The organism is Rathayibacter sp. AY1H3, from assembly GCF_002932015.1.
The window spans coordinates 1-19,677 of sequence record NZ_PSUU01000009.1 but is presented as its reverse complement, the minus strand read 5'-3'; the positions used below and the strand labels follow the sequence as shown (position 1 = coordinate 19,677).

The window sequence follows — 19,677 nt, the reverse complement described above, 5'->3', positions numbered from 1 at the left end:
GGGGCTGAGCGGGGGCGGCCCCGGCTCAGCGGGTGAGCACCGCCCGGCGGGCGACGAGCTCGTCGAGCAGGACCTGCTCGTCGACCGCTCCGGTGCGTCCGCCGCGGCCGAGCAGGAGGTGCTGCCGGTGGTGCGCGAGCCGCGTCACCGAGCGGAGGAAGTCCCGCATCGCCCGCGGCCGGTCCCCTCCCGCGGTCCGGGCCCAGCGAGCGGCGGTGCGGCGCCCCTCCGCGGTGCCGATCATCCGCACCTCGGCCGGCGAGAGCCAGCCGGCGACGGCGTAGTCGTCGAGCCGCTGGAGCGTCACGCGCCGCTCCTGCCGGCGCAGCAGCACCACCACGACCACGGCGACCGCGAACAGCGGCACCTGGACCACGCCGTAGAAGCCGAACCAGTCGGACACCAGGAACGACGAGCCGTTCCAGAGCGCGTGCAGGAACGCGGCGAGCGCCAGCCCGAGCAGGGCGATGGGCAGCCGCGCGACGGCGGGCCGGTTCGAGGCGAAGCCGAGGGCCGCGCCCGTGCAGGCGGTGAAGAGCACGTGCGCGAAGGGCGAGAGCACCCCGCGGAGGAAGAAGGTCACGGCGAGCGAGCCGAGACCGCCCTCCACCAGCGCGCTGCCGAAGTAGAGGATGTTCTCGACGAAGGCGAACCCGGAGGCGACGACGGCCGCGTAGACGATGCCGTCGACGGGCCCGTCGAAGGTCCGGCGCCAGATCAGCAGGACGAGGAGGACGCCGATCCCCTTGGCCGTCTCCTCGACCAGCGGCGCCTGGATCACGGCGCCGACGAAGTCGGATCCGCTCGGCTGCTGCCCGGACGCGTAGACGGCGATCTGCACGCCGAGGTCGACCAGGAGCGCGATCGCGACGGACCCGGCCGCGCCCCAGAGGAACGCGAACCACAGGCCCAGCGCTGGCTCCGGCTCCCACCGGTCGACCCAGCGGACGCCCAGCAGGACCACGGTCAGCGGGACGAGGGCGATGACCGCGCAGATCCCCGCGGCGCTGACGCCGAGTCCGAGAACCACGTAGGCGAGCACGAGCAGCAGCAGGATCCCGAGGAGCGCCACGCCGATCGAGCCGAGCACGGTCGGCACGACGGAGGGGCGGGCGGTGGCGGGCGGTGCGGGCGGCGGATAGGCGCTCATGGGGCCGACAGTAGGGCACGGGCGGGGTGCGCTGTCGGCGGTTGACACGCGCCGGGCGCGTGGAGGAGGGCCGGGGTGCGGACGCCCGTGTCCGATTCCCGCTCCTGCTCGACGTCGCCGCGTGCGAGGCTCGAGGCGTGCCCGACTCCGATCCGCTCTTCGAGGAGCGCTACCGCGCCGTCGCCTCCCGCGACTCCCGGTTCGACGGGCGGTTCCTGACCGGCGTGCACTCCACCGGCATCTACTGCCGTCCGAGCTGCCCCGCCATCACGCCGCGGCGCGCGAACGTGCGCTTCTACCCGACGGCCGCCGCCGCGCACGAGGCGGGGCTCCGCGCCTGCAAGCGCTGCCTGCCGGACGCCGTCCCCGGCTCCCCCGAGTGGAACCTGCGCGACGACACGGCGGCGCGCGCCATGCGTTTGATCGCCGACGGAGTGGTCGACCGCGAGGGGGTCGAGGGGCTGGCCGCACGGCTCGGCTACGGCGCGCGCCACCTCGGCCGCATCCTGCGCGAGGAGCTGGGCGCGCCTCCGCTGGCGCTCGCTCGCGCCCAGCGCGCCCAGACCGCCCGGCTCCTGCTCACGAGCACCGACCTGCCCGTGTCCGACGTCGCCTTCGCCGCCGGCTTCACGAGCATCCGGCAGTTCAACGCGACCCTGGCGGAGGTGTACGAGCGGACCCCGACGGCCCTGCGCGCCTCGGCCCGCGGCACGCGCTCCGAGGCGAGCGTCCACGACGGCGCGACCACGCTGGAGCTCCGGCTGGCAGTGCGGGCTCCGTTCGATCCCGGGGTGCTCGACGTGCTCGGCGGCACCGCGCTCCCGGGCATCGAGGAGGCGTCCCCCGGCGGCTACGCGCGCTCGCTCGTCCTGCCCGGGGGCGCGGCGCTGATCCGGCTGGCGGCGGACGGGGAGAGCGTCCGCTGCAGCGCGACGCTCGTCTCCGTCGCCGACATCGGGCCGCTGGTCGCCCGGGTGAGGCGGCTGCTCGACCTGGACGCGGACGCCCGCGCCGTGGACGAGGCCCTCGCGGCCGATCCCGCACTTGCTCCGAGCGTCGCCGCCCGCCCCGGTGTCCGCGTGCCCGGCTCCGTCGACCCGGCCGAGACGCTGGTGCGCGCGCTGCTCGGCCGGCGGGAGGCCGCACGGCTGGTCACAGCGCTCGGCGCGACGCTCCCGGAGTCCGTGGCGAGCGGATCGATCGCACGCGCCTTCCCCTCCCCCGCGGTGATCGCCGAGCACGCCGCCGACGTGCTCCGCGGATCCGCCGACGTGCTGGTGCGGACCTGCACGCTGCTCGCCGAGGGAGCCCTGCGGCTCGACGCCGACCGGGAGGAGCTCGCCGAGCAGCTGCTGGCGGTCCCCGGGATCGACGCGGCCACGGCGGCCGAGGTGGCACAGCGGGCGACCGGAGATCCCGACGTCCTGCTCACCGGGGATCCCGTGCTCCGGCGGGGCGCGGCGGCGCTCGGCCTGCCCTCCGGCGAGCGCGCGCTGACCGAGACCGGACGCCGCTGGGCGCCCTGGCGCAGCTACGCCGGGGCGCGCCTCGCGGCCGCGGTCACGCCTCCGGCGCGGGGTCGATGATCGGGAGCGCCGCGGTCATCGCCTCGATGCCCGAGAGCCGCGCCGGCGAGATCAGCCGCATGACCTCCTCGCGGGACATCAGCCCCGCCTCGACCACCAGGTCGGCGATGTTGCGGCCGGTCGCGAGGGCGGCCTTCGCGAGGGCGGCGGACGCGGTGTAGCCGATGCTCGGCGTGAGCGCCGTCACGACCCCGACCGAGGAGGCGACCATGGCCTCGAGCCGGTCGACGTTCGCGGTGATGCCGTCGATGCAGTTCTCGCGGAGCGTCCTGCAGGCCTGCGTCATCCAGGTGATGCTCTGCAGCAGCGAGTGCGCGATCACCGGCTCGAAGGCGTTGAGCTGGAGCTGACCCGCCTCGGCCGCCATCGTGACCGTGACATCGGCCCCGGCCACCGAGTAGGCGACCTGGTTGACCACCTCGGGGATGACCGGGTTCACCTTGCCGGGCATGATGCTGGATCCCGCCTGGCGCGGAGGCAGGTTGATCTCGCCGAAGCCGGCCTGGGGGCCCGAGGAGAGGAGTCTCAGGTCGTTGCAGATCTTGGACAGCTTGATCGCGGAGCGCTTGAGCGCGCTCGAGAACGACATGAAGACGCCGGTGTCGCTCGTCGCCTCGACGAGGTCCTGCGCCATCTCGAGGTCGAGATCGGTGATCTCGTTGAGGTGGCGGACAGCAGCCGCGCCGTAGCGCGGATCGGCGGTGATGCCTGTGCCGATCGCGGTGGCTCCGATGTTGACCTCGGCGAGCAGCCAGATGGTCTCGGAGAGACGGGCGTGGTCCTCGCCGAGGGTCGTCGCGAAGCCGTGGAACTCCTGGCCGAGCGTCATCGGCACCGCGTCCTGCAGCTGCGTGCGGCCGACCTTCAGGACGCTGCCGAACTCGACCGCCTTGCGGGAGAACGACTCGCGCAGCAGCGCCAGCTCGTCGAGCAGGCGGCGCAGCGACCAGGTCATCGCGATCTTGATCGCGGTCGGGTAGACGTCGTTGGTGGACTGGCTGCGGTTGACGTCGTCGAGGGGGTGCAGGTGCGCGTAGTCGCCCCGCTCGAAGCCGCCGATCTCGAGTGCGACGTTGGCGACGACCTCGTTCGCGTTCATGTTCGTCGAGGTGCCGGCGCCGCCCTGGATCACCCCGACCACGAACTGGTCGTGGAACTCGCCGTCGATGATGCGGCGGCACGCGGCCTCGATCAGCTCGGCCTTGGCGGGGGCGAGGGTGCCGAGCTCGGTGTTGGCCCGGGCGGCCGCGAGCTTGACCGTCGCGAGGGACCGGACGAGATCGGGGTAGATCGAGATGGGGCGCTTCGAGATCGGGAAGTTGTCGAGGGCCCGCGCCGTGTGGATGCCCCAGTAGGCCTCGGCGGGGATCTCCATCGAGCCGAGGGAGTCGCTCTCGGTGCGCGTGGCGGGGGTCTCGGTGTCGTCCAGGGCTCTGCCTTCCGGGTCGCGGTCGGGGAGGGTGCTCGGTGCGAGGGTCACGTCCAGCTCCGTTGCTGTCGTCGTGCGGCCCCGGAGGGTGCAGGGGGCTCGCGAACTGCGCGGCCAGCCTATCGCCGGGGCACGGGGCGGCGGCGGACGCGGGCGCGGAGCGTCCTCTCGGCGGGCGCGGAACGACCGCGCCTCCCGCCGCCGGAGCGGACAGGAGGCGCGGGACGCGGGAAGCGGCGGATCAGCGGTAGTCGCTGCCCGACGCGAGGGCCGCGAGCGGCACGAGCACGACCACGACGAGCACGGCGATCGCGAAGAGCAGGACGAGGCCGAGCATGACGGAGTTGAGCACGATGCCCCAGATCGAGAGCGTGCGGCCGGTCGGCTCCCTCCGCAGGCCCAGGATGCCGAAGACGAGGCCCGCGGCCGGAGCGATCACGGTCAGTCCGAAGAAGACGGAGGTGACGCCGAGGATCAGGCTGGTGAGCGAGAACGGGGTCGAGGGCGCCGGGGCGAGCGCCGCGGGCGGGACGGCGGGGGTGCCGTAGGGGGCGCGGGCCTGCTGCGAGGAGGCGGACTCCTCGGCGGCGGGGCGCTCCCCGGCGGACGGCCGCTCCTCGGTGAGGACGGCGGTCGCGCCCAGGTCCACGGTCGGCTGCTCGTCGGCGGGGGTGGAGAGGCGGGCGGTGCGGTCGTCGGTGGTCACGGTGTGCTCCTTCTCGGGTGCCGGTCGCCCGGCGGGATGCGGTCCCGCCGGGCGGGCCGGCGGTGCTGCCGGTGTGCTCCGGCGATGCCTCCACGCTACGGACGAGCCCGGACCCGCCCCATCCGGGGAACCCCCGGAACTCGGGGGCGATCCCCCGCCTCGAGGCGGGGGCGGGTGCGAGACTGGTCCCGGCGCGAGGAGGCGGCGACGATGGACGACGACGAGCTGCGGCACCGCACCCGGGACCGCAAGGGCGCCCGGGCCGTCTGGTTCGCCGGGCTCTCGGCGCTCGCCGGCTTCGTGGTGATCTCCCCCGTGATCTCCCTCACGGCGACCGTGATGGTGTGGGGGTCGCGGCGGCGGATCGGCACCCTCAGCGACCGGAACGGCCTGGTCGCCGTCAACTGGCAGCTCACCTACCTCGCGCTCCAGCTGATGCTGGTCCCGCTGCACCTCGCGCTGGTATCGGTGCGCGACTCGCTCGGCGCCGACTGGCCGCTCGCGACGATCTCGGCGATCCTCGCGCTGGCCGTGCTCAACCTCGTGCTGTGCGTCGTCCTCGGAGTCCGGTCCGGCCAGGGCCGTACCGTGCGCCTCTGGATCGCCGTGCCCTTCGCCCGCTCCACCCGTCCGCCGCGCTGACCGTCCGGGGACACCGGGCACGGCGGCTCTCCGCTCCTGGGACTCCGCCCGGCGTGTCCGCGGCGCGGTGCCCCCCTCCACGTCGCGGCGGCGGGCAGGGTGGTGGAGTGATCGCCTTCCCTCCGCCCGTGTACGTCGTGGCCGACGACGGAGTGCGGCTGGCCACCTATTCCGTCGGCGAGGAGAGCGCCCCGACCGTCCTCGCCGTGCACGGCTTCGCCTCCCACGCCGTGCTCAACTGGGAGACGTCGGGCTGGCTGCGGACGCTGCACCGGGCCGGGTACCGCGTCGTCGCGCTCGACCAGCGCGGGCACGGCGCGAGCGAGAAGCCGCACCACTCCGACTCCTACAGCGTGGACGCCATGGTGGCCGACCTGGTGCGGGTGCTCGACTCCTACGACCTCGACGCGCCCCACGTGCTCGGGTACTCCCTCGGCGCCCGGATGAGCTGGGTGCTGGGGCTCGAGCACCCGGAGCGGCTCGCATCGCTGAGCCTCGGCGGGCTGACGGTGGGCGAGCCCCTCCGCTCCTTCGACGCGGAGGCGGCCCGGGCCCGCGTCGCCTCCGGCGGCGAGATCGACGACGGCTTCACCCGCGCCTTCATCGGCATGGCGGAGGGCGTGCAGGGCAACGACCTCGCAGCGCTGGTGGCGGTGGCCGACGGCGTCCGCGGCGGGGCGCACCCGGAGCACGGGCGGCACCCCGGCCTGCCGACGCTGCTCGTGACCGGCGGCGCGGATCCGATCGCTCCCGGCGGTGAGCTGCTGGCGGCGGAGGCGGGGGCGCGGTTCGTGAGCGTCCCCGGCCGCGACCACACCAGCACCGTGCCCGCGCGGGGCTTCAAGGACGCGGTGCTGGCGTTCCTGGCGGAGCAGCGCTGAGCCGGCCCCGCGCCGGACGGGAGCACCGCGAGCGCCGAGGCCCGCGGCGTAGCATCCCCCTCATGCAGGCGATCCGCATCGAGAACCCCGGCCCCGACTCCCGACTCGTGCTGGAGGAGGTGCCGACGCCCTCCCCCGGACCCGGCGAGGTCCTCGTCCGCGTCGCGGCCGCCGGCGTCAACCGCGCCGACCTCGGCCAGCGCGCAGGGGTCTACCCGCCGCCGCCCGGCGCCTCCGAGATCCTCGGGATGGAGGTGTCCGGCACGGTCGTCGCGCTCGGCGAGGACGCGACCGGGTTCTCGGAGGGCGACGAGGTCTGCGCGCTGCTCTCCGGCGGCGGCTACGCGGAGTACGTCGCGGTCGACGCGGGCCTGGTGCTGCCGGTGCCGGACGGCGTCGGCCTCGTCTCGGCCGCCGCCCTCCCGGAGACGACGTCCACCGTCTGGTCGAACCTCGTGATGGTGGCCGGGCTCGGATCCGGCGACACCGTCCTCCTCCACGGCGGCGGGAGCGGGATCGGGACCACGGGCATCCAGATCGCCGCCGCCCTCGGCGCCCGCGTCGCCGTCACGGCCGGCAGCGCCCGCAAGCTCGAGGCGTGCCGCGCGCTCGGCGCCGACGTCCTGATCGACTACCGCGAGGAGGACTTCGTCGAGCGGATCCGCGAGGCGACCGGCGGGCGCGGCGTCGACGTGATCCTCGACCCCGTCGGCGGCGACTACCTGGCCCGCGACCTGGAGGCGCTGGCCGTGGGCGGGCGCGTGGTGTTCATCGGCAACCAGTCCGGCGCGCTGGGCTCGCTCGACCTCGGGGTGCTGATGCGCAAGCGCGGGGCGGTGCACGCCACGACCCTCCGCGCCCGGCCCCTGGAGGAGCGGCGCGCGATCGTCGCGCGGGTGCGCGCGGAGGTCTGGCCGCTGGTCGCCGCCGGAACGGTGCGACCGGTGGTGGACGAGGTGGTCCCGCTCGCCGAGGCCGAGCGGGCGCACGACGTGATGCGCTCCTCCGGCCACATCGGCAAGCTGCTGCTCACCCCGTGACGCCCCACACCGGAGGAGGCCCCCGCCGCCCGCGGTGAGCGGGAGCGGGGGCCTCCTCCGGTGATGCCCTCCGGCGGGGCGTCAGACCGCGGAGCGCAGGAGTCCGAGCGAGCGGTTGATGCCGTCGACGTCGACCGCGGCCGGATCGAACGAGGCTCCGGCGGCGAGGCCGAGAGCCTCGAGCGCCTCCGCGTGGTCGGCCGAGGACGGGTCGGTCGCCGCCCGCACCGTGTCGGCCCAGGCCGCGGGGCCTCCCGGCACGTCGAGCGGAGCCGCGCCGCGCGCGCCCGTGCAGCGCGGCAGAGCCGTCGACAGCGGCGCGATCGCCTCCAGGCGGATGACGTGGCGCCACTCGTCCTCGAGGTCGTAGACGTAGAAGAGTTCGTCCTGCTCCTGCTCGAGGACCTCGGCGAGCGCGACGCCCGCCTCGTCCACGAGGTCGGCGCCGAACTCCTCCGCGTCGGACGGTGAGCCGATCGGAGCCTGCTCCTCGTCGGGCACGCCCACGCTGAAGTAGTGCGGCTGCGCGTCGGTCCAGCCCAGCGAGAGCTGGAGCGCGAGGTGCAGATCGCGCAGCGACGACTCGGAGGAGAGCTCGAGGCGCCGCCAGACGACGGGCTTGGTCCCGAGCAGGGCGACGTGGAGCGCGTAGGCCGTCGCCGTGTCCTGGGTCGCCTCGTCGAGGATCTCGAGGCGGGTGGCCTCGCGCTCGCCGAGGAGGACGACCGTCGCGCGGACGACGGAGGCGAGGACGGGCGCGAGGCCCTCCGGCACCGCGTAGCCGAACTCGGGCGAGTGCAGCAGCAGCCCGAGCTCGGCGGTGTCGTCGAGCATCCGCTCGGCCGTGCCGACCATGCGCTCGCGCTCGTCGAGGGCCTCGTCGAGCGAGACTCCGGAGTCGGCGGCCAGCTCGTCGACCAGCTCACCGACGACCAGGCCCGGGTGGATCTCGGCCTGGCAGGCGACCGCGATGCGGACCAGCACGGCGTCGGTGGTGGTGACCGCGCGCTCCTCCGGGGAGAAGGCGCCGTCCTCGGTGTCGGCGGCCGCCAGCGCGGTCTGGGCGCTGAGGATCCACTGCTCGAGGAAGCGGGCGACGTAGGCGATGCGCTCGGCGGCGGCCTCGTGCGCGTCGGAGCTGCGCCAGAGCACGGCGGCCTCGCCGAGACCTGCGGCGGATCCCTCCTGCTCGAGCACGGCCGAGCCGACCAGCGCGTCCCACCAGGCCGAGACCGGGATGCGGACGGAGTCGTCGCTCGGGGTGGATCCCGCGGAGGAGATGCCCGCCTCGACCGCGATCTCGCGGGCGGCGCGCTCGGTGAGGGTCGCGCCGTCTTCGGCGGCGAGGTGCTCGACCACGACGTCGGCGGCGTGCACGAGAGCGGTGGCGCGCACGGCGGAGAGCTGCTCCTCGGCCGGGACCTCGTCGAGCTCGGCGAGGTCGTCGAGCACGGCCTCCACGAAGGAGCCGGCGAGGTCGAGGACCTCGTCGAGGACGGCCTGGCACTCGTCCAGCTCCTCGTCGGTGCCGGTCCAGAGGTCCTCGTCGGTGAGGAAGTCGAGGAAGTGCTCGACGACCTCGGCGACGGTGAAGAGGGTGTCGTCGAGGTCGGCCTCGCTCTCCTCCCCCGACAGGTCTGCCTCGATCTGGTCGAAGACGGCCTCGAGCAGCTCGGCGTCGGGCTGGGCGAAGGAGCCGCGCGGGCGCAGGTCGCGGGTCATCGCGAAGAGGTCGGTCAGCACCTCGACGGCCTCGTCGGCCTCGAGGTGCTCGTGCTGCATGCCCACCTCGGCGAGGTGCGAGCGGTACCAGCTGCGGAACCGCACCATCAGCGCGGTCTCGGCCGTGCGGCCGCCGCCCTGACCGCCGGACCCGCTCTGACCGCCTCCGGATCGTCCCTGGTTGCGCTTCTTGCCCATGATTCCTCCGCGACCGCTCCACTCACGACGAAGCGCTCCAGCCTACCCAGTGCGGGCGCGCGGCGGCACGCGCGGTCGCCCCCTGTTCACCCTGTGCGCACCGGGTCCGCTCCCTCTGATGCGGCCGATCGCCCGAGTCCCGGGATCCGCGCGCTGTGGGAGTCCTCGCCGCCCGGGCCCCTGCCACACGGGTCGCGATGATGAGAAATCTCGCAGCGATCGGGCGGCGAGGCTTGCGCTCGGACCCTCCGCTTCGGTGGAGTGTCCGGATGACCGACACGACGGACACCGCCGAGACCGCTCCCGGGAAGGCGTCGCTCAAGCGGGTGATCACCGGGCCGCTGCTGTTCGCCTTCATCGTGGGCGACACACTCGGCGCCGGCATCTACACCCTGGTCGGCACGATGGCCGAGGACGTGGGCGGCGTGATCTGGCTGCCGCTGCTGATCGCGCTGGTCGTCGCCCTGCTCACGGCGGGCACGTACGCCGAGCTGATCACCAAGTACCCGCACGCCGGAGGGGCGGCGCGGTACGTGGACCGCGCGTTCGGGAAGCCGTACCTCTCGTTCCTGATCGGCTTCCTGATGATGGCCTCCGGCATCACGACGGCCGCCTCCCTGGCGAACGCGTTCGCGGGCGACTACCTCGGGGCTCTGCTGGACGTGCCGCCGATCCCGACCGCGATCGTCTTCATCGCGATCCTCACCCTGGTGAACCTGCGCGGTGTGAAGGAGTCGCTGACCGCGAACCTGGTCGCCTCGGTGATCGAGGTGAGCGGACTGGTCATCGTCATCGTCTGCGCCGCGGTCTTCTTCGGCTCCGGCGACGGCGACGCCTCCCGCGTGCTCGAGTTCAACCCCGATGTCGCTCCGCTGCAGGGGGCGTTCGCCGCCTCGATCGTCGCCTTCTTCTCGTTCCTCGGCTTCGAGGCCGCGGCGAACATGGCCGAGGAGGTGCGGAACCCTTCGAAGGTCTACCCGCGGGCCCTCTTCGGTGCGCTGATCACCGCCGCCGTGGTCTACCTCCTGATCGCGCTCGGCGCCGTGATCGTGCTGCCGAACGACGAGCTCGCGGCCTCCAGCGGCCCCCTGCTGGACGTGGTCGCGGCGAGCGGAGTGGCGGTGCCGCCGTGGCTGTTCGGCCTGATCGCGCTCGTCGCCATCGCGAACGGCGCTCTGCTGTTCATGGTGATGGCGTCGCGGGTCGGCTTCGGGCTCGCCACCTCCGGGCTGCTGCCGAGCGCCTTCGGCAAGGTGCTCCCGGGCCGCCGCACGCCGTGGGTGTCGATCGTGGTCGTCGGCGGAGTGACGATGCTGCTCAGCCTCATCGGCGACGTCGGCACCCTCGCCGAGACGACGGTGCTGCTGCTCCTGCTGGTGTTCATCGCGGCGAACGTCTCGGTGCTGGTGCTGAAGAAGGACCGCGTCGACCACGCCCACTACTCCGTGCCGCGCGTCGTGCCGGTGCTCGCGACCATCGCGAGCGTGGTGCTGCTGACGCAGCAGACGGGCGTCGTCTGGCTGGCGACAGCGGGCTACGTGGTCGTGGGGACGCTGCTGTTCCTCGCCACCCGCCTGGGGAAGCGGAAGCACGCGGAGCGGACCCCGGACTGATCCGGGCCGGCGGCGATCCGTCGCGAGCGGCCCGTCCGCGGATCCCGTGCGGGCCGTTCGCGACGGATCGATCGCGGGAGGCGGGCGAGGAGTGGGATCGTGAGGGGATGACCGTCACGCTCGAGCCGATGCCCGCCGCCGCTCTCGCCATCTGGATGCGGGTGCAGCGCTCGGCGTACATCGAGGACCGGATGCGCGCGGGCGACGACGAGGCGGCCGCGACGCGCAACGCCGACGCCTCGTACGAGAAGTACTTCCCGAGAAGCTCCCCCGCCGCCGGGCACGACCTGCTCCTCGTCTCCGAGGACGGCCGCGCGGTCGGGTCGCTCTGGCTCGGCCCGCACCCGAGCGGACTCGAGGGCGTCGGGTACGTCTGGGACGTGCAGATCGACGCCGCCGAGCGCGGCCGCGGCCTCGGCCGGGCGGCGCTGCTGCTCGCGGAGTCGCACGTCCGCTCCCAGGGCGGGTCCGCCCTCGCGCTGAACGTGTTCGGCTTCAACACCGCCGCGCGGGCTCTGTACGAGTCGCTCGGCTACGAGACGACGTCCCTGCAGATGCGCAAGCCGCTGGTCTGAGCGGGGCCGCTCGACGCCGGGCAGGGGCACGACCCGGTCGCGCAGAACGCCGCACGCCGTGCTCGAGGGCGGACGCCGACGGGCGCCCACCGACGAGCACGGCGGCGGCAGTGGTGGAACCGCCGGGGATCGGCGGGACCCTGCGGTCAGCTCGTGGAGGCGACGGCGGTCGGGTCGCCGGTGCCGGACGGACGCGGGGCGTCACCCGATCCCGTCGCCACCGACGCGCCGGTCGGAACGACGGTGCCGCCGGTCGCCATCCCCCGGCCGAAGGCCTGGCCCTGGAGGATCGCGCCGAGGTCGACGCCGGTCGCCGACCTGACGCTGTCGAACGTCGCGGCGAGACCCGCCGCCTGCTCGCGCGCGATGTGGGTGCCGGCGGTGTCGCCGCCGATCAGCGTCACCGAGCCGACGTTCTGGTAGCCCTTCGCGAACTCGGCCATGAGCGAGGGCAGCTGCCCGATGAGCTCGCGACCCAGGATCGCCTCCTGATTCTCGCGGAGCGCCTCCGCCTCGGCCGCGATGGCCGCCGCGCTCGCCTCGCCCTTCGCGCGGATGGCCTCCGCCTCGGCGGTCGCGTTCGCGCGCAGCGCCTCGGCCTCTGCGCCCGCCTTGGCCCGCAGTGCGTGGGCCTCGGCCTCGGCGCGGGCGCTCACGGCGGCGGCCTCGGCGGCGGCGGACGCCTGGCGCGCCTCCGCCTGGCGCTGGACGGCGTACGCCTCGGCGTCCGAGACCTGCTGCGCGACCTGGCGGTCCGTCTCGGCCTTCTTCTCGCGTCCGTAGGCGTCGGCGTCGGCCTCGGTCTGACGGCGGTACTTCTCGGCGTCCGCGACGCGCTTGACGTCGGCGTCGAGCTCGGCCTGCCGGTTCTCGGCGCGCTGCACGAGGACGGCCTGCTCGCGCTCGGCGCGGGCCAGGTTCTCGGCCTGCTCGGCCTCGGCGTTGGCGCGGCCGACCTCGGACTTCGCGGCGGCGGTGTTCTTGTCGTAGGCGGTCTGCTCGATCAGGTTCGCCTCGTCCGTGGCCAGCTGGCGAGCCTTGACCTCGCGGGCCGCGTTGATCCGCGCGACGTCGGCCTCGCGGCGGACGCGCTCGATCTCCTGCGCTCCGAGCGCCTCGATGTAGCCGTTGCGGTCGGTGACGCCCTGGATGGCGAAGGAGTCGAGGACGAGGCCCTGGGCGAGCAGGTCGCCCTTGATGCCCTCGGCGATCTCGTCTCCCAGCTTCTGCCGGTCCTGCATGACCTCCTCGACGCTGAGCTTCGCGACGACGCCGCGGAGGGCGCCCTCGAGCTGCTCGGTGGTGAAGACGTCGATGGACTGGTCCTGCGACGCGAAGCGCTCGGCGGCGGCGCGGACCTGGTCGGCCGTGGACCCGATCTTGACCAGGGCGACGCCCGCGAGATGGATGGTCACGCCGTTCTTGGTCTGCGCGACCGGCTCCATCTTGATCTGGCGGGAGCGCAGCGAGATGCGGTCGGACCGTTGGGTCAGCTTGTTCACGAACGCGCCGCCGCCGGTGATGACGGTCATGTTCGAGGTGAGGCCGTCCTCGCCCTTCTGCTTCTTCCCGACGATCACGATCGCCTCGTCGGCCTGCGGCACCTGGTACCAGGCGCGGAAGAGGAAGAAGCCGATGAGGGCGATCAGCAGGAGTGCGCCGACGGCGACTCCGGCGAGGACGATCCAGAGGAGATCCGGTTCCATGGGCGGGCGACCTTTCGTCCGACCCGCGCGACGCGGGTACCTGAGAGACGTACAGTTTCCATCGTGTCACAGCGCCTCGGACGGCCGCGTCGGCCGGAGGGGGGATACTGCGGACGCCGCCGAGAGCGGATCACGAGGGGGCGGGCCCGGAGGAGGACGCCACGAACGAGGGCGTCGCGCGGAGTGCCGCAGAGGAGATCAGTGCTGGGGTACCTGGACTCGAACCAAGAACAACTGAACCAGAATCAGCCGTGTTGCCAATTACACCATACCCCAATGGTCATCCGGAGGTGATCCCGGGACCAGGCGGCGACCGGATCGAGACCCGAGCGACGAGAGACGACAGTACCCTACGCGGGCATCCCGCTCAAATCGAGCCGCGGACGACGCTGCCCTCGGACTCCGGGGCGGCCTCGCCGAGGCGGGCGCGGACGAGGTCGCGGTTGATCGCGGAGGCGACCTGGGCGCCCGATCCGGCGGCGACGATCAGCTGCTGCGGGCCGGGAGGGGTGACCTCGCCGGCTGCGTAGAGGCCGGGGACGGACGTGCGGCCACCGGCGTCGACGCGGAGGAAGCCGTCGGCGTCGCGGTCGGGGCCGGCCGCGTCCAGGTAGTCCAGCGCGGGCGTCCAGACGGGGCGGACGAACGCCCCGGTGCGCGGGACGACGTCGCCGTCGACGAGGCGGACGCCGGTCATCTCGGCGCGCTCCCCGGCGAGGTCGGCGACCGGGCGCCGGTCGACCCGGATGCCGATGGAGGCGAGCAGCGACTCGTCGGCGTCGCTCACCGTCCCGACGCCGTTGGTGAAGACGATCAGGTCGGTCGACCACTGCGAGAGGAGCATGGCCCGCTCCGCGAGGTCGTCGGTCTCGCCGATCAGGGCGAGCGCCTCCCCCGCCTTCTCGTAGCCGTCGCACTCCATGCAGCTGTGCACGGCGGTGCCGTAGTAGGCGCGCAAGCTCGGGAGCGCGGGCGGCGTCTCGAGCAGTCCCGCGGCGACCACGACGGCGGTGGCGACGACGGAGCGGTCGGCGCTGCCGCGCACGCCCCGGGCGCCGACGACGAACTCGCCGCCGGAGCGCTCGACCGAGGTCACCAGGGCGTTGTGCACCTCGGCGGCCTCGTAGCGCTCGAACTCCTCGCGGCCGAGGCGGCGCAGCTCGAGCGGCGAGATGCCGTCGCGGGTGAGGAACCCGTGCGAGTGCAGGGTCGCGGCGTTCCGCGGGCGGTTGCTGTCGAGCAGCAGCACGCTGCGGCGCGCCCGGACGAGGTTGAGCGCGGTCGAGAGCCCGGCGGGGCCCCCGCCGATCACGACGACGTCGTAGCGTCCGCCGACCGTCTCCGCCACGGTCAGGCCTGCCGGGAGGCGCCGAGGTGAGCGCCCAGGCGGTCGAGGCGGGCGATCGACTCCTGCTTGCCGAGGATCTCCATCGACTCGAACAGCGGCGGCGAGACGCGGCGCCCGGAGACCGCGGTGCGCAGCGGCCCGTAGGCGATGCGGGGCTTGAGGCCGAGGCCCTCGATCAGCGCGGAGGCGAGCGCCTCCTGGATCGAGGCCGTCAGCCACTCGGACGCGGGGACGAGCTCGAGAGCGCCGATCGAGGCGGCGAGCACCTCGCCGGCGTTCGCGGGCAGGCCCTTCAGCGCGTCCTCGTCGTACTCGAGCGCGTCGGAGGAGGTGAAGAGGAACCCGAGCATCCCGGGGGCCTCCCCCAGCAGGCCGATCCGCTCCTGCACGAGGGGCGCGGCGGCGTCGAGCACCGCGCGCTGCTCGGCGGTCGGCTCGCCCGCGAGCACTCCGGCCGCCACGAGGTACGGGATCGTCCGCTCGGTGAAGTCGTCGACGGCCAGGAGGCGGATGTGGTCGCCGTTGATCGACTCGGCCTTCTTGAGGTCGAAGCGGGCCGGGTTGGGGTTCACGTCGGCGACGTCGAAGGCGGCGACCATCTCGTCGATCGAGAAGACGTCGCGGTCGTGCGTGAGCGACCAGCCGAGCAGGGCGAGGTAGTTGACCAGGCCCTCCGGGATGAAGCCGCGGTCGCGGTGGTGGAAGAGGTTCGAGGACGGATCGCGCTTGGAGAGCTTCTTGCTGCCGTCGCCCATCACGTAGGGGAGGTGCCCGAAGCGCGGGACGAAGGTCGTCACTCCGATGTCGATCAGCGCGTGGTACAGCGCGATCTGCCGGGCGGTCGAGGGGAGGATGTCCTCGCCGCGCAGCACGTGGGTGATCTGCATGATCGCGTCGTCGACCGGGTTCACCAGCGTGTAGAGCGGCTGGCCGTTGGGGCGCACCACGACGAAGTCGCTGAAGGAGCCCGCGGGGAACGTGATCGGGCCGCGGACCAGGTCGTCGAAGGACAGGTCGGCGTCCGGCACGCGCAGGCGCAGCGCCGGGGCGCGGCCCTCGGCGCGGAAGGCGGCGCGCTCCTCCTCGGTGAGATCGCGGTCGTGGTTGTCGTACCCGTGCTGCTTCGCGCGGCCGGCCGCCTCGTTGCGCGCGTCGATCTCCTCGGCCGTGGAGTAGCTCTCGTAGAGGTGCCCCGAGGCCGTCAGACGCGCGATCACGTCGAGGTAGACATCGGTGCGCTCGGACTGCCGGTACGGGCCGTGCGGGCCGCCGACTCCGACGCCCTCGTCCCAGTCGAGCTTCAGCCAGCGCAGCGCGTCGAGGATCTGCTCCACGCTCTCCTCGCTGTCGCGGGCGGCGTCCGTGTCCTCGATGCGGAAGACGAACGTGCCGCCGGTGTGGCGCGCGTACGCCCAGTTGAACAGGGCGGTGCGGATGAGGCCGACGTGCGGGGTCCCGGTCGGCGAGGGGCAGAAGCGGACGCGGACGTCGCTCCCGGTCGCGGTCGTGAACGGGTGCGCGTCCGGCGCGCTTTCCAGGGGCGGGGTGAGCTCAGACATACGAGGCCGATCCTACCGGCGGGAGCCGGTGCGGCGCCCGGGATCGCGGGGGCCGTGGCGCCTCCGCCCCGGGCACGGTGCGCGCCTCGCGGCGACTGCTTCTACCGGACAGCACTGCTCCGAGTCAACGGACTCCCCGAGCGAGCAGGAGCAGTGGTGCGCTGACCCCGGGCCTCTCGTCGAGAGGGCCCGAGCGCCGCACCGCAGGCCGCGCCGGGCCTCCGCGCGAGCGTGCCCGGAAGGAGCACTGATGAGCACGATCGATCTCGACCCCCGCACCGACCGCCCGAGCGCCCTCACCGAGGCGGCACGGGAGGAGAAGGACGCCCGCACGCTCTCGCTCTTCCAGGCCGCGGTGAGCGCGGAGGCCGCCGAGGGCGCGCGCATCCGCGAGCGCATCGTGCTCGACCACCTGGGCCTGGCCGAGGCCATGGCCCGCCGGGTCTCCAGGAGCGGAGGCGACTGGGCGGATCTGCGCCAGGTCGCCTACGTGGGCCTCGTGAAGGCCGCCCGCCGCTTCACTCCCGAGCGCGGCGACAGCTTCGCCGCGTTCGCCGTCCCCACGATCACCGGCGAGCTCAAGCGCCACCTCCGCGACCTCGGCTGGATGATCCGGCCGCCGCGCGGCGTGCAGGAGCTGCACCGCCGCTCCGCCGTCGTCGCCGACGAGCTCGCGCAGGAGCTCGGCCGTCACCCCACCGACCAGGAGATCGCCCGCCGCCTCGGAGTGGACGCGACGGAGGTGGCCGACGCGCGCCTCGCGGGGCATCCGCTCTCCCTCGACGAGACCGTGGGCGAGGGCGGCGTCGGCCTGGGCGACACCCTCGGCGGCGAGGACGACCGGCTGCTGGAGATCGACCGGCGGCACGGGCTCGCCGAGGCCCTGGCCGAGCTCGAGGAGGGCCAGCGCGAGCTCCTGCGGATGCGCTTCGTCGAGGAGCGGACCCAGCAGCAGATCGCCGACGCGCTGGGGACGACGCAGATGCAGGTCTCGCGCCTGCAGCGGCGGATCCTCGCGCAGCTCGCCGACCGGCTCGGCGCCCCCTCGCGCAGCCATCAGCCGCGCGCTCCCCGGGCCCGCGTGGCCACGGTCACTCCGGTCCGACCGGCGACGCGGCTGAAGTCCGCCTGAGGTGGGCCTCGGCACGCGACGGGAGCGACGAGAGGGCGGCGAGGACGTCGTCGACCTGGACCGCGAGCAGCGCCGGGTCCGGCTCGGCGGAGAAGACATCGCCGCGGCGGAGGGAGGCGTCGGTCAGCACGACGTGCGGACCCGAGGCCGGAGGGCCCCAGGCCTCGGGCGGTGCCGGACCGAAGATCACGACCGAGGGGACGCCGTACGCGGAGGCGAGGTGCGCGGCTCCGGTGTCGACGGTCACCACGACCTCGGCGGCCGCGACGACCGCGGCGAACCCGCTGAGCGCGAGCTCCCCCGCCAGCACCTCGCCCGTGCCGGCGAGCTCGGCGACGCGGCGGGCGCGGTCGGCCTCGTTCGCGCCCCCGGTGTAGACGACGCGGTGCCCCTCGGCGGTGAGGGCGCGGGCCACCGCGGCGAAGCGCTCCTCCGGCCACTCGCGCGAGCCGTAGAAGGCCCCGATGTGCACGACGGCGGCTCCGGGGGCCGAGGCGGGCTCCTCCGGGACGGCGATCGCGACGTCCTCGGGGTCGGCGTCGAGACCGATCGAGTTCACCAGCCGGGCCCAGCGGGCGCGCTCGAGCTCGCCGTCGATCCAGAGCGGCCGCGGGTCCTCCGGGCCCGCGCCCGGGTCCAGCGCCGGGACGCGGAACTCCAGCGTGCGCTCGGGCGCGATCTCGCGCAGCCGCAGCCGCGACTCCGGGCCGTTGCCGTGGAGGTTCACGCCGAGCTCGACCCGGCCGGCGGCCATCGGCAGCGGGTCGTCGAGTCCGCGGAGGGTGGGCACGAGCGCGTCCAGGCCCTCGACGAGGTCGACGATCGGCTCGAGCCAGGGCGTGGTCGCCATGATCAGCCGGTGGTCCGGGAAGCCGCGGCGCAGGGCCTTGAGCGCCGGGACGGCGACGAGCAGGTCGCCGAGCTTGAGGGCGCGCAGCGCGAGGATCTCCGGAGTCCCGTCCGGGGCGGTGAGAGCGCGCACGGCGCCTCCTTTCTGTCGGAGTCCCCGTACCCCGCTGCGCGCACCTCAGACGCGCCGCCCGCAGATGCGAGCGACGCGCCCGGAGGGACCGACTTCTCCGGAAGGGGGTTTACATCCCCGGTCGAGGGGTACGAGGAGAAGGTGAACGACTCCTCCTCCCGGAGCGCCGACGAGCGCGCGAGGGCCCCGCGCCTGCGGGGGATCCTCTTCGACCGCGACGCGACGCTCGTGGTCGACGTGCCCTACAACGGCGACCCGGCGCAGGTCTCCCCGATGCCCACCGCCCTCGCCGCGGTCGAGCGGGCGCGCGAGGCGGGGCTGGCCGTGGGCGTGGTCACCAACCAGTCCGGGATCGCCCGCGGGATCATCGACCGCGGCCAGGCCGACGCGGTGAACCGGCGCGTGGACGAGCTCTTCGGCGGCTTCGACGTGTGGATGCTCTGCCCCCACGGCCCGGAGGACGACTGCTCCTGCCGGAAGCCCCGGCCCGGCATGGTTCTCGGCGCCGCCGAGCAGCTGGGACTGCCGGCCCGATCCCTCGCCGTGATCGGCGACATCGGGGCCGACGTCGGCGCCGCCGCCGCGGCCGGCGCCCGTGGAGTGCTGGTGCCGACTCCGGTCACCCGCGCCGAGGAGGTGGACGCCGCTCCGCTGCAGGCGGCGACGCTCCTCGAGGCGGTCGAGCTGCTGCTCGCGATGCAGCCCGACGAGGACGCCGAGTGAGGCGCCGCGTGCTCGTCGCCCGCCTGGACAGCGCGGGAGACGTCCTGCTGTGCGGACCCGCCGTCCGCGCGATCGCGGCCGACGCCGAGGTGCTGCTGCTGAGCGGTCCGCAGGGAGCGCCCGCGGCCGCGCTGCTGCCGGGTCCCTCCTCCGTCCGCACCTGGTGGTGCCCGTGGATCGGCGACGCCTCCCGCCCCGTCGACGCCGAGCTCGTCGACGAGCTGCGCGCGATCGTCGAGGAGTTCGCGCCGGACGAGGCCGTGATCCTCACCTCCTTCCACCAGTCGCCGCTTCCGCTGGCCCTGCTGCTCCGCCTCGCCGGTGTCGCCCGCATCACGGGCGCCTCGGTCGACTTCGCGGGCGCCCTGCTCGATGTGCGCCTCGTCCCGGGCGAGACCCTCGAGGAGGACCAGCCGGAGCCGGAGCGCGCGCTCGCGATCGCGGCGGCGGCCGGCTTCGCGCTGCCCGCCGGCGACGACGGACGGCTCCGCGTGCGCCGCGAGGGCGTGCTGCCCGCCGCTCTCGAGGGGATCGGCCCCTACGCGGTCGTGCACCCCGGGGCAGCCGTCCCCGCCCGCGCCTGGCCCGCGGCGAACGCGGCCCGCGCCGTCGAGCTGCTGGCGGACGCGGGCCTCGCCGTCGTCGTCACCGGCGGCCCGGGCGAGCGCTCCCTCACGGCCGAGGT

Annotated in this window: 17 protein-coding genes and 1 tRNA gene; 9 read left to right on the top strand and 9 right to left on the bottom strand. The window is 74.2% G+C overall.

Annotated features, from left to right (window positions below):
• Nucleotides 1-25 precede the first annotated feature (25 nt).
• Nucleotides 26-1,150, bottom strand: coding sequence for a PrsW family intramembrane metalloprotease (locus C5C33_RS05355; protein ID WP_104260612.1), 1,125 nt, complete (start codon nt 1,148-1,150; stop codon nt 26-28).
• Between the two features lie 137 nt (nt 1,151-1,287).
• Between C5C33_RS05355 and C5C33_RS05350 the strand changes: the two genes are divergently transcribed.
• Nucleotides 1,288-2,736 carry a DNA-3-methyladenine glycosylase 2 family protein gene (locus C5C33_RS05350; RefSeq protein ID WP_181136195.1) on the top strand — a complete coding sequence of 483 codons (1,449 nt, stop codon included), beginning with the start codon at nt 1,288-1,290 and terminating at the stop codon, nt 2,734-2,736.
• Here C5C33_RS05350 and C5C33_RS05345 read toward each other — a convergent pair.
• Together C5C33_RS05345 and C5C33_RS05340 are read right to left on the bottom strand one after the other, a co-directional pair.
• Nucleotides 2,711-4,165 carry an aspartate ammonia-lyase gene (locus C5C33_RS05345; RefSeq protein ID WP_258064082.1) on the bottom strand — a complete coding sequence of 485 codons (1,455 nt, stop codon included), beginning with the start codon at nt 4,163-4,165 and terminating at the stop codon, nt 2,711-2,713. The two genes, C5C33_RS05350 and C5C33_RS05345, sit on opposite strands and share 26 nt — an antisense overlap.
• Nucleotides 4,166-4,406: 241 nt before the next feature.
• Nucleotides 4,407-4,871: a DUF4190 domain-containing protein gene (locus C5C33_RS05340; protein WP_104226275.1), complete on the bottom strand. Its 465-nt coding sequence runs from the start codon at nt 4,869-4,871 to the stop codon at nt 4,407-4,409.
• A gap of 174 nt (nt 4,872-5,045) precedes the next feature.
• On the opposite strand from C5C33_RS05340, the gene C5C33_RS05335 reads away from it, so the two are divergent.
• The 3 genes from C5C33_RS05335 (at nt 5,046) to C5C33_RS05325 (ending at nt 7,434) form a co-directional block, all read left to right on the top strand.
• Nucleotides 5,046-5,513, top strand: coding sequence for a DUF4870 domain-containing protein (locus C5C33_RS05335; RefSeq protein WP_181027172.1), 468 nt, complete (start codon nt 5,046-5,048; stop codon nt 5,511-5,513).
• Nucleotides 5,514-5,620: 107 nt separating this feature from the next.
• Nucleotides 5,621-6,394 (top strand): alpha/beta fold hydrolase, encoded by a 774-nt coding sequence (locus tag C5C33_RS05330; protein ID WP_181027173.1) that lies wholly within the window; start codon nt 5,621-5,623, stop codon nt 6,392-6,394.
• A 62-nt stretch (nt 6,395-6,456) separates the two neighbouring features.
• Complete coding sequence (locus C5C33_RS05325; RefSeq protein WP_104260610.1) at nt 6,457-7,434, top strand: NAD(P)H-quinone oxidoreductase; 978 nt, start codon at nt 6,457-6,459, stop codon at nt 7,432-7,434.
• 81 nt (nt 7,435-7,515) lie between these two features.
• Here C5C33_RS05325 and C5C33_RS05320 read toward each other — a convergent pair whose 3' ends face one another.
• A complete protein-coding gene (locus tag C5C33_RS05320) occupies nt 7,516-9,354 on the bottom strand; it encodes a plasmid pRiA4b ORF-3 family protein (protein ID WP_104260609.1) in 1,839 nt (612 codons plus the stop codon).
• 269 nt (nt 9,355-9,623) lie between these two features.
• Between C5C33_RS05320 and C5C33_RS05315 the strand changes: the two genes are divergently transcribed.
• Together C5C33_RS05315 and C5C33_RS05310 are read left to right on the top strand one after the other, a co-directional pair.
• Entirely contained in the window at nt 9,624-10,967 is a 1,344-nt protein-coding gene (locus tag C5C33_RS05315) for an APC family permease (RefSeq protein ID WP_104226270.1), read from the top strand.
• Between the two features lie 107 nt (nt 10,968-11,074).
• Nucleotides 11,075-11,542, top strand: coding sequence for an N-acetyltransferase (locus C5C33_RS05310; RefSeq protein ID WP_104260608.1), 468 nt, complete (start codon nt 11,075-11,077; stop codon nt 11,540-11,542).
• A gap of 146 nt (nt 11,543-11,688) precedes the next feature.
• Here the strand turns inward: C5C33_RS05310 and C5C33_RS05305 are convergent, their stop codons facing one another.
• From C5C33_RS05305 to gltX, 4 genes are all read right to left on the bottom strand, one after another.
• Nucleotides 11,689-13,248 (bottom strand): SPFH domain-containing protein, encoded by a 1,560-nt coding sequence (locus C5C33_RS05305; protein WP_104226268.1) that lies wholly within the window; start codon nt 13,246-13,248, stop codon nt 11,689-11,691.
• A 204-nt stretch (nt 13,249-13,452) separates the two neighbouring features.
• Nucleotides 13,453-13,524 (bottom strand) — tRNA-Gln (locus C5C33_RS05300).
• Between the two features lie 91 nt (nt 13,525-13,615).
• Nucleotides 13,616-14,596, bottom strand: a complete 981-nt coding sequence (locus C5C33_RS05295) for an NAD(P)/FAD-dependent oxidoreductase (RefSeq protein WP_104276156.1) — start codon at nt 14,594-14,596, stop codon at nt 13,616-13,618.
• A gap of 2 nt (nt 14,597-14,598) precedes the next feature.
• Nucleotides 14,599-16,155, bottom strand: a complete 1,557-nt coding sequence (gltX, locus tag C5C33_RS05290) for a glutamate--tRNA ligase (protein WP_104223519.1) — start codon at nt 16,153-16,155, stop codon at nt 14,599-14,601.
• Between the two features lie 250 nt (nt 16,156-16,405).
• Here gltX and C5C33_RS05285 point away from each other — a divergent pair, with 250 nt between their 5' ends.
• The gene (locus C5C33_RS05285) at nt 16,406-17,287 is read left to right on the top strand and encodes a sigma-70 family RNA polymerase sigma factor (RefSeq protein WP_104223520.1); all 882 of its coding nucleotides are present in this window, start codon (nt 16,406-16,408) and stop codon (nt 17,285-17,287) included.
• Here C5C33_RS05285 and C5C33_RS05280 read toward each other — a convergent pair.
• Nucleotides 17,247-18,269: a glycosyltransferase family 9 protein gene (locus tag C5C33_RS05280; protein WP_104247438.1), complete on the bottom strand. Its 1,023-nt coding sequence runs from the start codon at nt 18,267-18,269 to the stop codon at nt 17,247-17,249. The two genes, C5C33_RS05285 and C5C33_RS05280, sit on opposite strands and share 41 nt — an antisense overlap.
• Before the next feature lie 141 nt (nt 18,270-18,410).
• Here C5C33_RS05280 and C5C33_RS18405 point away from each other — a divergent pair, with 141 nt between their 5' ends.
• Complete coding sequence (locus C5C33_RS18405) at nt 18,411-18,992, top strand: HAD family hydrolase (RefSeq protein WP_104309436.1); 582 nt, start codon at nt 18,411-18,413, stop codon at nt 18,990-18,992.
• A partial coding sequence (locus C5C33_RS18400; protein WP_374953819.1) for a glycosyltransferase family 9 protein occupies nt 18,989-19,677 on the top strand: 689 nt, incomplete at its 3' end. The genes C5C33_RS18405 and C5C33_RS18400, both read left to right, overlap by 4 nt.